At 46.0% G+C, this 14,817-nt stretch carries 14 protein-coding genes; 5 read left to right on the top strand and 9 right to left on the bottom strand.

All coding sequences use genetic code 11. The features are described from left to right. The first annotated feature begins 2 nt into the window (after nt 1-2). Together sppA and AB1S55_RS08350 are read left to right on the top strand one after the other, a co-directional pair. Nucleotides 3-1,853, top strand: coding sequence for a signal peptide peptidase SppA (sppA, locus tag AB1S55_RS08355; RefSeq protein WP_370981351.1), 1,851 nt, complete (start codon nt 3-5; stop codon nt 1,851-1,853). Further along, entirely contained in the window at nt 1,829-2,554 is a 726-nt protein-coding gene (locus tag AB1S55_RS08350; RefSeq protein ID WP_370981350.1) for a M48 family metallopeptidase, read from the top strand. The genes sppA and AB1S55_RS08350 overlap by 25 nt, the downstream gene beginning before the upstream one ends. A 44-nt stretch (nt 2,555-2,598) precedes the next feature. On the opposite strand, the gene AB1S55_RS08345 is transcribed toward AB1S55_RS08350, so the two are convergent. The 4 genes from AB1S55_RS08345 to AB1S55_RS08330 all read right to left on the bottom strand — a co-directional run bounded on the left by AB1S55_RS08345 (nt 2,599) and on the right by AB1S55_RS08330 (nt 8,583). Then, nucleotides 2,599-3,339, bottom strand: a complete 741-nt coding sequence (locus AB1S55_RS08345) for an FKBP-type peptidyl-prolyl cis-trans isomerase (RefSeq protein WP_370981349.1) — start codon at nt 3,337-3,339, stop codon at nt 2,599-2,601. 246 nt (nt 3,340-3,585) lie between these two features. Next, nucleotides 3,586-6,495: an ATP-binding protein gene (locus tag AB1S55_RS08340; RefSeq protein ID WP_370981348.1), complete on the bottom strand. Its 2,910-nt coding sequence runs from the start codon at nt 6,493-6,495 to the stop codon at nt 3,586-3,588. A 236-nt stretch (nt 6,496-6,731) separates the two neighbouring features. Next, nucleotides 6,732-7,445 carry a DnaA regulatory inactivator Hda gene (gene hda / locus AB1S55_RS08335; protein WP_370981347.1) on the bottom strand — a complete coding sequence of 238 codons (714 nt, stop codon included), beginning with the start codon at nt 7,443-7,445 and terminating at the stop codon, nt 6,732-6,734. 1 nt (nt 7,446) lies between these two features. Further along, nucleotides 7,447-8,583 (bottom strand): DUF2066 domain-containing protein, encoded by a 1,137-nt coding sequence (locus AB1S55_RS08330; protein WP_370981346.1) that lies wholly within the window; start codon nt 8,581-8,583, stop codon nt 7,447-7,449. A gap of 253 nt (nt 8,584-8,836) precedes the next feature. Between AB1S55_RS08330 and purM the strand changes: the two genes are divergently transcribed. From purM to AB1S55_RS08315, 3 genes are all read left to right on the top strand, one after another. Next, on the top strand, nt 8,837-9,877 hold the full coding sequence (gene purM / locus AB1S55_RS08325) for a phosphoribosylformylglycinamidine cyclo-ligase (RefSeq protein WP_370981345.1): 1,041 nt from the start codon (nt 8,837-8,839) through the stop codon (nt 9,875-9,877). Further along, nucleotides 9,878-10,540: a phosphoribosylglycinamide formyltransferase gene (purN, locus tag AB1S55_RS08320; protein WP_370981344.1), complete on the top strand. Its 663-nt coding sequence runs from the start codon at nt 9,878-9,880 to the stop codon at nt 10,538-10,540. 169 nt (nt 10,541-10,709) lie between these two features. Then, nucleotides 10,710-10,961 (top strand): DUF6316 family protein, encoded by a 252-nt coding sequence (locus AB1S55_RS08315; RefSeq protein ID WP_370981343.1) that lies wholly within the window; start codon nt 10,710-10,712, stop codon nt 10,959-10,961. Between the two features lie 220 nt (nt 10,962-11,181). On the opposite strand, the gene AB1S55_RS08310 is transcribed toward AB1S55_RS08315, so the two are convergent. Genes AB1S55_RS08310 through AB1S55_RS08290 form a run of 5 tightly spaced genes read right to left on the bottom strand, consistent with a single transcriptional unit; the run spans nt 11,182 to nt 14,711 of the window. After that, nucleotides 11,182-11,352: a hypothetical protein gene (locus AB1S55_RS08310; RefSeq protein WP_370981342.1), complete on the bottom strand. Its 171-nt coding sequence runs from the start codon at nt 11,350-11,352 to the stop codon at nt 11,182-11,184. An 11-nt stretch (nt 11,353-11,363) separates the two neighbouring features. After that, nucleotides 11,364-11,714: a 4a-hydroxytetrahydrobiopterin dehydratase gene (locus tag AB1S55_RS08305; RefSeq protein ID WP_370981341.1), complete on the bottom strand. Its 351-nt coding sequence runs from the start codon at nt 11,712-11,714 to the stop codon at nt 11,364-11,366. 18 nt (nt 11,715-11,732) lie between these two features. Further along, a complete protein-coding gene (locus tag AB1S55_RS08300) occupies nt 11,733-13,253 on the bottom strand; it encodes a fumarate hydratase (protein WP_370981340.1) in 1,521 nt (506 codons plus the stop codon). A 28-nt stretch (nt 13,254-13,281) separates the two neighbouring features. Continuing rightward, complete coding sequence (locus AB1S55_RS08295; protein WP_370981339.1) at nt 13,282-14,025, bottom strand: hypothetical protein; 744 nt, start codon at nt 14,023-14,025, stop codon at nt 13,282-13,284. Between the two features lie 47 nt (nt 14,026-14,072). Further along, a complete protein-coding gene (locus tag AB1S55_RS08290) occupies nt 14,073-14,711 on the bottom strand; it encodes a urate hydroxylase PuuD (protein ID WP_370981338.1) in 639 nt (212 codons plus the stop codon). Between the last annotated feature and the right edge of the window lie 106 nt (nt 14,712-14,817).

Here is a 14,817-nt window from a genome sequence, read left to right as displayed (position 1 = left end):
CCATGGCTTTAATTAAAACCCTTTTTCATATTGTCGCCACCATGCTGCGCTGGATTCGATCTATCGCACTTGGCCTAGTTAGCTTGGCAATATTATTTATTGTGATCGAATCGTTTAGTTCCGCTCCCGAGATTCAAATCCCCAACAATAGCGCCTTATTTATTGCCCCTTCGGGCGCCTTAGTTGACCAAAGCAGTTACGAACCCAACCTTATGGATGTGCTTGGCGGCGCACCTGAGCAAGCACCAGAGACAGTACTAGGCGACTTGATCAAAGCCATCAAACTGGCCAAAAACGATGCGCAAATTACCAGCTTAGTATTACGCCTAGACTGGCTACAATCAGCAGGCATGAGTAAGGTCGAAGAACTTGGACATGCCATTGAACAATTTAAAAGCAGTGGTAAACCAGTCATTGCTTACGCCAATAACTTAAGCCAGCAGCGCTACCTGCTCGCCAGTTACGCTGACGAAATTTATATCCACCCAATGGGTGGTATCCATCTAAACGGCTTCGGCATTTATCGTAACTACTTTAAGCAAGCTGCTGATAACATAAAATTACAATTCCACGTTTTTCGTTCGGGTAAATATAAAGACGCTGTTGAACCTTTTATGCGCAACGATATGAGCGAAGAAAGCCGTGAACACTTAAGCACGTGGATTAATCAAAGTTGGCAGCGCTACACTCATATTATTGAACAGCAGCGTGACTTACCTAGTGGCCGCCTTAATCAACTGGCACAAGAACTTGATCTACATATGGAACATTACCGAGGTGATGCAGCGTTATTCGCAATGGAAAATGGCTTAGTCGATGCGGTATATAGTCGAGTTCAATTGCTTGAAAAACTAAAAGAAAAGGTGGGTGAAAAAGATAACGGTGAACCTAATGCTATTGATGTTCAAGCTTATTTAAACAACCCTGCTTTGCCAAGCCCTGCAAAAAGCGAAAAACAAATTGGCCTAATTATCGCCTCCGGTAATATTGTCGAAGGCCATCAACATGGCGGCGCAATTGGTTCAGAAAGCCTTAATGAATTAATTACCCAGGCGCGTGAAGATGACAACGTCAGTGCCCTTGTATTAAGGGTCGACAGTGGTGGTGGCTCCGCCTTCGCATCAGAAATCATACGTGAGCAGTTGCAATTAACGCGTGATAGCGGCAAGCCTGTTTATATCTCAATGGGCTCTATAGCTGCCTCAGGCGGTTATTGGATTAGTACCGCGGCAGAAGAGATCTGGGCGACACCAAGCACCATAACCGGTTCCATTGGGGTCTTTGGCCTCATACCTAATGTCAGTGCCAGCCTCAACAGTTTGGGCATTCACTCAGACGGCGTCGGCACCACACCGTTCTCTGGCTCGTGGAATCTAGACCGCACCATGTCGGAACAAACCAAAAGTCTGATTCAGAGCAGCGTAGATAATATTTATCATCAGTTTATTAACCTAGTTGCCGAGGCTCGCCAGCAAACGCCAGAACAAATTAATGAAATAGCTCAAGGCCATATTTGGTCTGGGCAGCAAGCAAAAGAACTTGGTTTAGTCGATGAGCTCGGCGGGCTTGATGAATTACTTAGCAGTGTTGCCAAGCGAATGGAGCTCAAAGGCGATGCCGTCAAACTGATTCAGAGACAGCTAAGCCCCAAAGAGCAACTTATTCAGGCCCTGATGGAGCAAGCATCAAGCCTGCCCTTTGATGTGTTAAGCACAGACTTACAGCAAAGCTTAGATCTAGCACGCTCGTTCAGCGCGCCTCTAACTCAGCTCCACCCTGTACTTAGCCCAACACTTAAAAACAATAACGCTATGGATGTATGGGCTCAATGCCTCGTTTGCGCCGCCCCATAGTTCAACACTTGTCGGTCGCTGAGTTTACGATTGAACTCAGCCGCAAGCGAGTTAAAAACATTAACTTGCGGGCAAGCCGCGACAGTGAACTCATAAGGGTAAGCGCCCCCGCCCATGTTAGCGATGCCCTTATACTCGACTTTGTTCGCTCCAAACTCGACTGGCTTCGAGTAAAAAAAACTCAGCTTGCTCAGCCAGAAACAAAAATAGAACAACAGTTCAAAACAGGCGCAACCGTGCCCTTCTTAGGGCAAACATGGCCTCTACAGCGCCAAGAAGCCAAGCGAACTCATTTTGAATTAAAGACCGACACCACAGGTCAACCTTATTTATTACTAAACGCGGCAACTGAGGCAACACAAACTCAATGCGAACAAGCCTTACAGCGCCTTTATAAAAAACAATTAATAGAACTAACAGAGACGTTAAGCCCGCTATGGCAGGAAAAAATCGGTGTTGAAGTGCTGGCGTTTAGCTATAGGAAAATGCGAAGCCGCTGGGGCAGCTGCAATATCAACAAGCAAAAAGTCACTCTAAATACAGAGCTAGTAAAATACGGGCAAGACTGTGTTGAATACGTGCTAGTGCACGAACTGATTCATTTGCTGGAGCGTTACCACAACAAACGGTTTTACTCATTTATGGATAGATTTTTACCAGATTGGCGCTTGCAAGAGCAGAAGCTCAAACAAGCGCTTTAAGTCTAAGAACTGAGCTAGCTCTTGGCCAGCTCAGATCAATCGACTTACTCAGCTGCGGCTTCAGTAGCAGCTTCTTCGTCTTTATCACCAACAATTTCAAGTAACTCAAGCTCAAATGTCAGAGTAGAGTTTGGTGGGATAGAACCATTGCCACGCTCGCCATAAGCAAGGTCGCCAGGAATGTAAAGCTCCCACTTAGAGCCAACAGGCATAAGTTGTAGAGCTTCGATCCAACCAGGGATCAAGTTACTAACACCAAAAGTCGCTGGCTGACCACGGCTGTATGAGCTATCGAACTCAGTACCATCAAGCAAAGTACCACGGTAGTGAGCAACGACAGTATCGTCAGCAGTTGGGATAGGGCCAGTACCTTCAACAAGCACTTTATACATTAGGCCACTTTCAGTTTTAACTACGCCTTCTTCTGCTTCTTTTTCAGCTAGAAACGTTTTGCTTGCAGCAATGTTTTCTTCTGCCGCTTTCTTCTGCTTTTCCATTGCCAATTCACGCTGCAAGGTCGAGAAGGTCTGCATAGTTGCCATCATTTCTTCCATGGACAACTGAGGATCTTTACCTGCTTTTACATCTTCAACAGCCATTGCAAATGCATCTGTATCAAAAGCAAATTGATCAACATTAATGTTTTGAGCTAAGTTTACACCGATTGAGTAGCTCACCTTCTGTTCCAAGCTATCTAGTGTAACTTCGGTTTTCTCAGCTTCCTTATTACATCCGACTAGCGCCATGCTTGAAGCAGCGGCTAGTACTAAAAGTGTTTTTTTCATAGTTATATTCCAGTTGTGCTTCAAAAAGGTGAAGACGACGGAGTATAACTAAGCAAAGCGACACTGAATAGCATCCTCATTAATAGAATAAGAAATGGTAGCGCCAGTACACAAAATAGCAGCTATCGCTCACGGTAAAGCGGCAGACTGAACACTTTTTAACCAGAACGAATTTAAAGAACAAACGAGACGTCATGCTAAATCAAATACCAAGCTTATACTCAAGCAGAGCAGTACAAATAAGCATCAAGTTGAAGATGACAACCCAGCAATATAGGACTCAAGCAAGGGGCTAAGCCTCTGCATTGCCAAATCACACTGCAAGGCCGCATTTAATAAGCTCTCTGAGTGCTGCTCACCTGCTGCGCACTCAGCCTTATACGCCAGTTCTCGCAGTTGTAATGCACTCATATTGGCCGCTACGCCTTTAAGTGCGTGAGCGTGCTCCTTTGCCTCAATCCAGTTATTCATTTTGGCGGCATCAATGACTAACTCTACAACATTGGGCATGTCATCTAAAAAACGTTGAGCCAATCGAGCAAGACGCTCCGGTTTATTTTGTGCACGCTCTAATGCAGAAGCTTGGTGCCAGTCCTCAAGGGCAGGCTTATCTGCTATATGTTTGCTAACAGTGCCTACATCATCATTTTGGACATCACTAAAAGCTTGCTGATCGGCATTGGCTGGAGCTAAACACGGCTCCAATGAAGGTTCAGATTCTTCCACATTCATCCAACGATATAAGCATCGTGCTAATTCCGCTGAACTAATAGGCTTGCTTAAGTAGTCATTCATGCCCCGCTCAATACAGAGCTCTCTATCCCCCTGCATTGCATTGGCCGTTAGAGCCACAATGGGAATACCTTTATAGTGCTCTCCCGCCGCACCTTGACGAATTTGCTCAGTACATTCAAAGCCGTCCATTTCCGGCATCTGGCAATCCATCAAAATTAAAGTAAAGGGCTCTCGCTCGGGCTGATTTAATAACGCCAAGGCTTCTAAACCATTATTTACACATTCGACATCAAACTTTAACCCCTCCAACAAGCCCATAGCTACTTCTTGGTTAATCAAATTATCCTCTACCAGCAGTAACTTTTGCTTGGTTCCATGCTCTGATAACCACATAGAATAAGGTGACACCTCATTACCTTTATTATCAATGCATTGAAAACGTCGCTTGCTGCCATTTAATAATTCAATACTGGAGATTAAATCTTGCTTGGTAACAGGCGTGGGAAAACTATGAAAATAGCCGCGACGAAGATAAGCCAACTCGTCAGGTTGCTCGCTAATTGCTCTCATTAAAATCAGTTGTATTTCATTATCTGGCAATGCTTGATTAAGCAGTTCTGAAAAATGATGCTGCAACTGTTCCCCACACGTGTTATCAATTAAAACAGCAACGTGGTGAGTATCATGCTCTGGATTAATTGCTGAATTGACTACAGGGACTGCCGTCCATAAGCCCAATTGCTCTAAGGCTTGCTCCGCATTTTCAAGACCCAGGCATTCTATTTGCCACTCACGTAACTGACGTAAAACGATACTACTGCGCTGCTCACTTTGACTTAATAACAGTATTTTGAGTTTATTAACAAAACCTCGAGGTTTAAGCTGCGATGTCTGCTCTTGCTTTGATACTTCAAGCTTTAATCTAAAGCGAAAAGTGCTTCCTTTACCAGGTGCGCTCTGTAAAACAATACTGCCGCCCATTAATTCACATAACAGCCGACTAATGGCCAAACCTAAACCAGTGCCGCCATATTTTCTCGTTGTTGAAGCATCTTCTTGTGTAAAAGCCTCAAATAGCTGCGCTTGTTTATCGATAGGAATACCGATGCCAGTATCAATAATTCGAGCATCTAACAATAAAGAACCATCTTGTTGCTCGAGGGTTTTAACAGAAATGCAAATAGAGCCCTGATCGGTAAACTTAACCGCATTGCCAACAAGGTTGGTAAAAACCTGCCTAATACGCCCGACATCGGCATAAACCAAAGCTTGCTCAACCCCAACTAAATCCAGATTAAGCTCCAGACCTTTCTCTTCTGCACGAAGAGCCATCACTTCGCTTAAATCACCAAGCATCGCACTCAAATTAAAATCGATAGGATCAAGCTCGAGCTTACCGGCCTCTATTTTTGAAAAATCGAGAATGTCATTTATTAAGGTCAATAAGGATTCAGCACTGGATTTAGCCAAGCTAAATTTATGCTGCTGATCAACACTGAAGTCACCATTTTCAAGCAAGCTGAGCATACCAAGCACCCCATTCATTGGCGTGCGAATTTCATGACTCATGCTTGCTAAAAATTCTGACTTAGCCTTGCTTGCCTCGTCAGCAACTTGAATCGCGTGTTCAAGCTCAATAGTTTTTAAACGTAGTGTTTCTTCTCTGGCCCGACTGCTTAGAGTGAAATGATTATATGCTTGCGCTAACACACCGATTTCATCTCGGCCTACATTGCGAATCAAACTAAATTCATGCCCTCTTTTTAACGCCTCAACAATAATATTGATCGGTTTAATTACCACATTGGACTGAGTAGTAAAAAGCGCCAAGCCGACCAACGCGAGACCGCCAATCAGTATCATTGCCAAGGTTAAGTTCTGATTTCGAATTTCGAGCATCAACGAGCTCAAATCCAAATCGATAAAAATAATATAGGGCTGATAGCTAAACGTTTCGCTATCTAATAGCTGAATTTGTCGGATCAGGTGAAAGCGTTTCTTAACCATCCAACTGTATTCATGGCGCTGAGTAGACGACAAATACGCGCGACTTAAGTTTTGGATCATGCCTTGACGCAATTCGCTATAAGGCAGCCCTTGCTCTGCAAGATCAAGACTGGCAATGACACTTTCGGTTTCCATATTGACAACCACCAATGCCTTTACGTTTTTTTCTGTTTTTAGGCTATTCACCGCCTGCCTAAGACCTTGCTCTGTTGCATCCACCTCACTGATCAAACTTAGAGAGTTAACCAAAAGACGGGCGTCTTCACGGCCAAACAACTGAGATTGCCGTTCACTCGAAATCAGTACAAAACCAAGCACAACCAAACACAAGACAAAGCTTGCTCCGATAACAGGCAAGGCTAACTTTAAATTTATAGAGTGATGTATGGTTCTCTGGATACTGACAGGCTTCACCTAAGCCCCCTAGGAGAAAGCCAAAAATCGCTTTTTAAGCGCCCACAACAGCGAGAGAAAAGACTAAATACAGGAGGGAAAACAAAACGAGTAAAGCCGAGCAAACAACGGCCGACAGGCAAAGAAAGCATGACTAGCTCCTTGCAATAATAGCCGTGACGTTGGCCCGCTTTCATACCCTTCATCCACTGAAACAAACAACTTAAAGAGTAGAACAATCAGAGCCAAAGAGCGTACTAGTTTTGCTCAAGTACCCCTTTTACAAAAGGAATGGTCAGCTTGCGCTGCTGCTCTAGTGATAAGCGGTCTAAACGATCCAATAATGCAAACAAGGCTCGTGGATCTCTGTCACTGTGGCTAAGAATATAAGCCGCCACATCGCTGCTTAAATCCATACCTCGGTGCTGAGCACGCTCACGCAAAGCCTGTACCTTGCCCTCATCGCTAAGGCTGTGAACCTTAAACGTTAGGCCGCTTTTTAAGCGAGAGGCTAAGTCAGGCAAGGCAATACCTAGCTCTTGAGGGCTGCTATGAGAACTCATCAGAGTACTGTGGCCCATATCACGAATACGATTAAACAAATGAAAAAGCGCCTGCTCCCAGCGAGCATTACCGGCAATATGCTCTAAACCATCGATGCAGACTAGCTGCTGCTGCTCTAAACCGTCGACAACAAGCTCTGGGCTCAAGTTACACAGCTCAGCCAATGGCAAATATTGATGGCTTAAACCGTGTTCTACCGCATGGTGACAACTTGCCTGCAGCAGATGCGTCAAGCCGGCGCCTTGCGCGCCCCACAACAGAATATGCCCTTGTTGCTGCCCCTCAGACAACATTGTTAATGCTGCTACAACCTGACGATTATCATCACTTAAGCAAAAATTACTGAAATAGGCCTCATCAAATAGGCCAACGGCCAGACTCAACTGGCGTGGTGTCCCCTGCTGCATATTACGGCTGCCAGTGATAACGAATAGCATTGGAGCCGAGAGTCGAGCCCGGCGTAAAATCGAAAGCTGGCTCTTGTAAATCAGCACTTTGCTCTTCAAGAGAGCGCTCCATGGCCAAGGTGCCAAGTAACTGTTCGCGGCTTGCCTCAGACACCAAACTCAATCTTAAGAGCTGCTGATCCAGGCTCTGCACCCTAACTTCTGATACCGCTTCTAAGGCTTCAAATACAGACATGACAGCGCGGTAATCACGATAGGATGAGACACCATCAATCTCCACATTAAAATAATCTTCGGTATCAAGGTTTAACGAAAATTGTGACGCAAGATAATCCGCTACCGGGCCAATACCCGAACGCATAGCTGCATCAATATCTTCCGATCGCGCATCATACACTTGAGAGTGATCTTGATGGAAAAACTCCCAACTACTGAGTATGGCGCCATTGCTGGTCCTAGTTAATTTACCAACCAAAACAAGCTGGGCATCATAGCGAGCAGAAGCGGTCAGAATAGCCTGCTCATCAAGAGCCCATAATTGACCAACACTTAACGCAACTTGATCCTGAAAATCTAATAATGGAAAGCTTAAAGGCAGGCCCCGGTATAAGGATGCCAACTCTAAGCTCTGCGCCCATTCAGAGCCTGGCTCATCAGCCATAAGCACTTGACGGCCATACTCGGCACTATCTTCCACTAACCACAGCAATACACTAGGGCGACTGACCGGCCAAAAAGGCATTTGCGCATCAGCTAACAAGGCGCGCACAGATGACGGAGCAAAGCTGAGCTTGAGCTCAAAGGCATCGCTCTGCTCGCTTTCTATAGAGGGTTGCTGGTAGCTAAATTGCTCAACGTAGCTCAATGCATTCTTACTTTTTGCCAACAGCTGTTCGTTAGTACGGACATCTTCCGTACCACTGATTCTCACTAACACATCCATTAAAGCGTGAGTAGCAGCGGCCTGCCGCTCCTTCACTGCTTGGCTTGAAACAGGGAGCTGGCGCTCAAAATAGCGAGCACTTGAATCCGCAGCCCGTAGAGATGGCGTTAGGGCTAACAAGCAAAGCAAGCACAAAATTAGATTACGATAGGTGTTCAATTCGTTCTTCCATTGAGCAATAACAACAAGGCGCATTGTAACAGCTAGTGCGCACAGGCTTAAACCAAGGCCTGTGAATGCGCTCTCAATATGCCCTAGATAAGATTTTATAGTGCGATCAAACCTTGGTTTAAAGCACTTTCAAGTAAATGAATACCTTGAAAACTAGCCCCTAAGAGAGTTCAAGCCGATAGAGACCGCAAGAAGCGGCAAAGTCACATCGCACATTCGCACCTAAGTTGGTAGAATGCGCACAAATTTTTTCCAGTCCAGCCGAGCAGCCTTTCCGATGAGTACTGATAAGTCCTTGACCTACAAAGATGCTGGCGTCGATATCGATGCCGGTAACGCGCTTGTTGAGCGCATCAAATCCGTCGCCGTACGTACCAAACGCCCCGAAGTACTAGCTGGGCTCGGCGGTTTTGGCTCACTATTCGCTCTACCCAAAGGCTACGAAGAGCCTGTACTAGTAGCCGGCACCGACGGTGTTGGCACCAAACTTAAGCTCGCAATGGACATGAACAAGCACGACACCATCGGTATCGACTTGGTTGCCATGTGTGTAAACGACTTGATTGTTGGCGGTGCAGAGCCTTTATTCTTCTTAGATTACTACGCTACGGGTAAATTGAGCGTAGATGTAGCTGTAGAAGTCGTCGACGGTATAGGTAAAGGCTGTGAATACTCAGGCTGTGCCCTCGTAGGTGGTGAAACCGCAGAAATGCCTGGCATGTACAATGGTGAAGACTACGACCTTGGTGGCTTCTGTGTTGGTATCGTTGAAAAAAGCAAAATTTTGGACGGTAGTCGAGTTCAAGCTGGTGACAAAATCTTGGGCTTAGCCTCAAGCGGCCCACATAGCAACGGTTACTCACTATTAAGAAAGATCATCGACGTCACCGGAGCCTCCCTAGAAGACCAAGTTGGCGAGCGCAGCTTAGGTGAAGCCCTACTTGAGCCAACCCGCATCTATGTCAAACCGATACTCGAGCTCCTTAAAGAAGTACCTGTGAGTGCTCTTTCACATATTACTGGCGGCGGCTTACTTGAAAACATTCCTCGAGTACTTCCCGAGAGCAGTAAAGCCATCATTGACTGTTCTAGCTGGTCAATGCCAGAAATATTCCGCTGGGCACAACGTGGTGGCAATATCGATGCAACTGAAATGTACCGCACCCTTAACTGTGGTATCGGCATGATCATCGCTTTACCTGAAGAGCACATAAGCAAAGCTCGCGAAATATTAGAGGCCCACGGAGAAACCGTCTACGAAATTGGTAGCATTGCTTCTCACGATGGCGAACCTGTTGTTGAGCTGGAAAATATCTAAATGTCCAGCTTTACAACCCGTGTTGTCGTTATGATCAGCGGTAGCGGCTCAAACTTGCAAGCCCTTATTGACGCCCAAGAAAGCAACGAACTGCCGATTAAGATTTGCGCTGTTATTTCTAACAAAGATAACGTTAAAGGCTTAGAGCGGGCTGCCAATCACAACATCCCAGCCTTTGTGATTAGCCACAAAGCCTTTCCGACAAGGGAAGACTTTGACGCTCGCCTGATGGAAATCATTGACGCACAAGGTCCTGATCTAGTCGTACTAGCGGGTTTTATGCGCATCCTAACGCCAGGCTTTACCGAGCACTACGAGGGGCGAATGCTTAACATCCACCCCTCATTACTACCTAAGTACCAAGGCCTAAATACCCATCAGCGCGCTTTAGACGCAGGCGATAAAGAGCACGGAGTCAGCGTGCACTTTGTTACCGCAGAACTTGATGGCGGCCCACTGGTTCTTCAAGCTCGTGTTTCAATCGCTGCCGATGACAATGCCGACACGCTTGCAGCTAAAGCGCTCAAACAAGAACATGTGATCTATCCTTTAGCCGTTAAGTGGTTTTCTGAAGGTCGCTTGCAACTGCAAAACAATCGAAGCTATCTCGACAACAAAGAGCTACCCTTAGAGGGTATCGACCTCAACGACGCTGAGTACTAAACAGCGGCCGATCCCGCGGGGCTTAGTCACAAAAAGCCCCCCTTTTCATAACTAAAAAAACTAACCTCTCCCTGTATAGCACCTAAACTTAGGACATATGTAAGCATACATTGCGCATATATTTCACACGAAAAGACAAAAGTGCGCAATACCTAAGAGGGGTGAATCAATGAGAAAAGTGCAGTTACGCTCAGGGGAAGAGGACAAAACATGGTTCAGGTCGGAGCGCTTCTTCACAGTAGATACTGGCGTTTACTTCAGTACTCGAGAAGGCACTGAGGTTGGGCCTTTTCCCTCGCACGAGTCTGCAAATCGAGGTCTAGACCTATATATCAAAGCCATGCAAACCGAGCAGGATGATTGTATTTACGCCGCCAAAATCGCAATGCAGGGCTTATGGGCAAGTACGATGTACCACTAAGCTCTAAACGTCATAGGCAATAAAAACCAAAGAAGCAGCAAAAGCGATTAAGAACGCATAACTCAGTACAACAGGGCTCCGTTAAAAAGCCCTCTTGTACTGAGTTATGCTGGTTTAGTTCTACTTACTGACTTATGCGCTACTGACTTAAGTTGCGTAGCTTTTGTAGTGATGAAAGTGTAATAAAAAGAGCTTTTAGACCCACTCCTAAGAGTAGTTTTTATGCGGGGTTTCTGTATTTAGCGCAGTGCTTACACACCCACACTTTGCCTGCCTCGTCGGCGTATTGCTCAAAACCTTCAGGCTCTATTTCTACCCATTCATGAAAGCCGTGACGGCAATATGTCTCTGTTTGTACCTTATCTTCCATAACAGCCGTTTCTAAGTTCACTTTAACCCCCTTTAGGATGCCCTGCGCTGAAAGAGCAAATCCGTTTTTGCGGCCATCACAGCATCATTACGATGCAGGCCTTTAATTTTATGAGTCCACCAACGCACAGTGACGCGCCCCCACTCTAAAAGTAAGGCTGGATGATGCCCCTCTTGCTCAGCAAGATCGGCGACCAAGTTAGTAAACGCTAGAGCCTCTGCGAAATTGTCAAAGTCATAACTCCGACAAAGCTGATTCACCCCCAATTCATTGACAAGCAACCACTCAGGGATAGAAGGCAGCAACTCATTGAGCTGCTCCTGACTCAACAGTGGCGCACCAACTTGGCACGCCTCACAGCTTGAACTCACTAAGGAAGTCATTGGCAACCTAAAGTAAACTCAATCTAGCTTAAGCGTTTGTTCGGCTATTTTAGCCTGCCAAAGCTTAGGTCCACTTTGATGTACCGCATCTCCATGCACATCTACTGCCACAGTTACGGGCATATCTTTGACTTCAAACTCATAAATAGCCTCCATACCAAGGTCTTCAAAAGCAAGCACCTTGGCACCAACAATGGCTTTAGACACCAAATATGCAGCACCACCAACAGCCATCAAATACACGGCCTTGTTATCTTTGATAGCCTGAATGCCAGCCTCTCCACGCTCGGCCTTACCGACCATGCCTATCAGGCCAGTATGTTCAAGCACACTAGCCGTAAACTTATCCATTCGCGTTGCGGTTGTAGGGCCAGCAGGGCCAACAACCTCTTCACGCACAGGATCAACAGGGCCTACGTAGTAAATAAAGCGATTGGTAAAATCAACAGGCATAGGCTCGCCTTTATTGATCATATCCACAAGGCGCTTATGCGCTGCATCACGGCCAGTCAGTAACTTACCACTTAATAATAAGGTTTCTCCTGGCTGCCACTGCACTAAGTCGTCTTTGCTGACTGAGTTAAGATCAACACGACGCACTGAATCACCCACTTCCCAAGTAATTTCAGGCCAGTCATCCAAGCTTGGAGGCGTCTGCAGTGAGGCTCCTGAACCATCAAGGGTAAAGTGTGCATGGCGAGTAGCTGCACAATTCGGGATGATAGCCACAGCTTTATTCGCAGCATGGCTAGGGTAGTCTTTAATTTTGATATCCAAAACAGTGGTCAAACCACCCAAGCCTTGAGCACCAATGCCTAAGCCATTCACCTTATCGAATAATTCAAGGCGCAGCTCTTCGGCGCGATTTGAGGCACCGCGGGCTTGTAAATCATGTATATCAACAGGGTCTAACAAACTTTCTTTAGCCAACAGCATCGCCTTTTCGGCTGTACCACCAATCCCTATGCCCAACATACCGGGTGGACACCAGCCCGCGCCCATTTGAGGCACCATCTTTAAGACCCAATCGACCACAGAATCCGAAGGATTAAGCATCGCAAATTTCGATTTGGCTTCTGAACCACCACCTTTAGCGGCAACGTGGATATCAACGGTATTACCCGGCACCATTTTGTAGTGAATAACAGCAGGTGTATTATCACCGGTATTCTTACGCGCACCATCAGGGTCAGCCAAGATAGATGCACGCAGTACATTATCAGGGTGATTGTAGGCTCGGCGTACACCTTCATTAATCATGTCATCAAAGCTCATATCTCCTTCAACAACACAATCCATACCAACATTGACAAACGCAGTAACAATACCGGTATCTTGGCAAATTGGACGCTTACCCTCAGCACACATACGTGAGTTAATCAGGATTTGCGCCATCGCGTCTTTAGCCGCTTGGCTCTCTTCACGCTGATAGGCTTCATAAATAGCATCAATAAAATCTTTGGGGTGATAGTAGGAAATGAACTGCAGCGCATCCGCTACGCTATCAATAATGTCATTTTGCTTAATAATGGTTGGCATGGATCTGTCCTAAAACTGTGCAACACGCTTATTGCGTGCCGCCTTTTAATTCAAGTAATTGCTGGTTAACACTGCGGCGAAAGCCATTAATGGCTTCAATATCTTGCTCGGTATCACGTGCTTGTTGAGTCAAGGTGGCGATTTCTCGCTCAAGTTTCGCGTTTTTGTCGTTTATCACTTTAGCTTGTTTTGTCAGGTTGGCGTTTTCACGCTCGATCTTAGTCATCACACTCTGTTGCGCATCAACCAGATCACTGATCATCATTAGCTCCGATTTTAGCGGGTCGACCTTAGCCTTAAGTGAATTAGCTGTAACAGAAGCAGACTTTGCCACCTTGGCGTTCGCCGCTATACCCGCTTTGTGCTTACGGTAGGTCCCCCACAGCTTATCAATTTCAGAAAAATGGGTTTTTAAACTGTCGTTAATGGCAGCTACCGTTTGAGTCGATGAACTGTCGGTTAACTTCAGACTTTCTTCCAAGGCGATTAAACGCTGATTAGCTTGCTCCAAATCCATCTGAGCTTTCGTTAACTCCTGATAAAGCCAATAAGCTGCACCGCCAGCAGCCAAAGCACAAAATAAAGCCAATAAAGCCAGTAGCGAAAAGGATGAACTGGGTACATGGTGGTGCGCCGCAGATACCGGAGCCGCTTTACGCGCAGGCTTCTTTGCAGTAGGGCGAGCAGCACTGTGCTCAGCCCCATGCGCGGGTGTAGTGATTGATTCTTCCGGCTCAGGCTTTAAGCCGCCGATGGTCGGTTCTCGTCTCACAAGCAGACTCCAATATACTTAAACAACAAACGTGATAAAAAGAAAACTTACAAAAACAACAATAAGCAGAATACGGCTGCAGCAAAGGCAAGACTCATATGAATCACCCCACGAATCGTTGCAATTGGCCCCATCTTGCCAAACAAAGCGTTAAGCTCTACCAGCAAAACCAAAGCAGCGGCAAGCCAAAAGCCCAAACCAAGGCCATTGATAGCAACTAAATAGTCCGCACTGTAGCCAAGGTGAGACGAGGCCAGCATGCAAAACGCCATTGGGCCACTAAATAAGGTATTTGTACGCGAAGCGATCGCTGCCTTCGGAGCCGCAGCGGCAGCATCACCGTCAGTCAAACCAAGAACAATTTTTTGCTTAGGCCAAATAATAAGCCACACGTTTAATAACATCAGGGTGCCCATCAAAGAGCCCAGCAAAATGTATTCGTTAAGCAAACTGCTGTGGTGTAAGCCAACAAGTAAGATGACGCCTGTGACAAAGGTAAGCATGGCTGACCAGCGAAACCAAGCCAAGGCGCGAGGAGCCAGCTTAGCTTTGGCATCGCTTAAACCTTCGCGACTTGCCTCTTTAAAATATTCAGTCTGAACAAAGTTGAAATAGAACAGCAGGCCGATCCAAGCGATACCAAACAATAAGTGAGCCCACTTAAATAAGAAACTAACGATTTCCACGATATATACCTAATAATTTTATACGCCAAGTATCCCAAAAAAGCCTCGGTAGAGGAAATTAAGAGATCGCAAAGCAAGAAAAGAACATACATAAACGACAAAGAGC

Origin of the sequence: Agaribacterium sp. ZY112 (assembly GCF_041346925.1) — a bacterium.
GTDB lineage: Bacteria > Pseudomonadota > Gammaproteobacteria > Pseudomonadales > Cellvibrionaceae > Agaribacterium.
The sequence above is the reverse complement of the archived record's forward strand: the minus strand, read 5'-3'. Positions and strand labels throughout refer to the sequence as shown.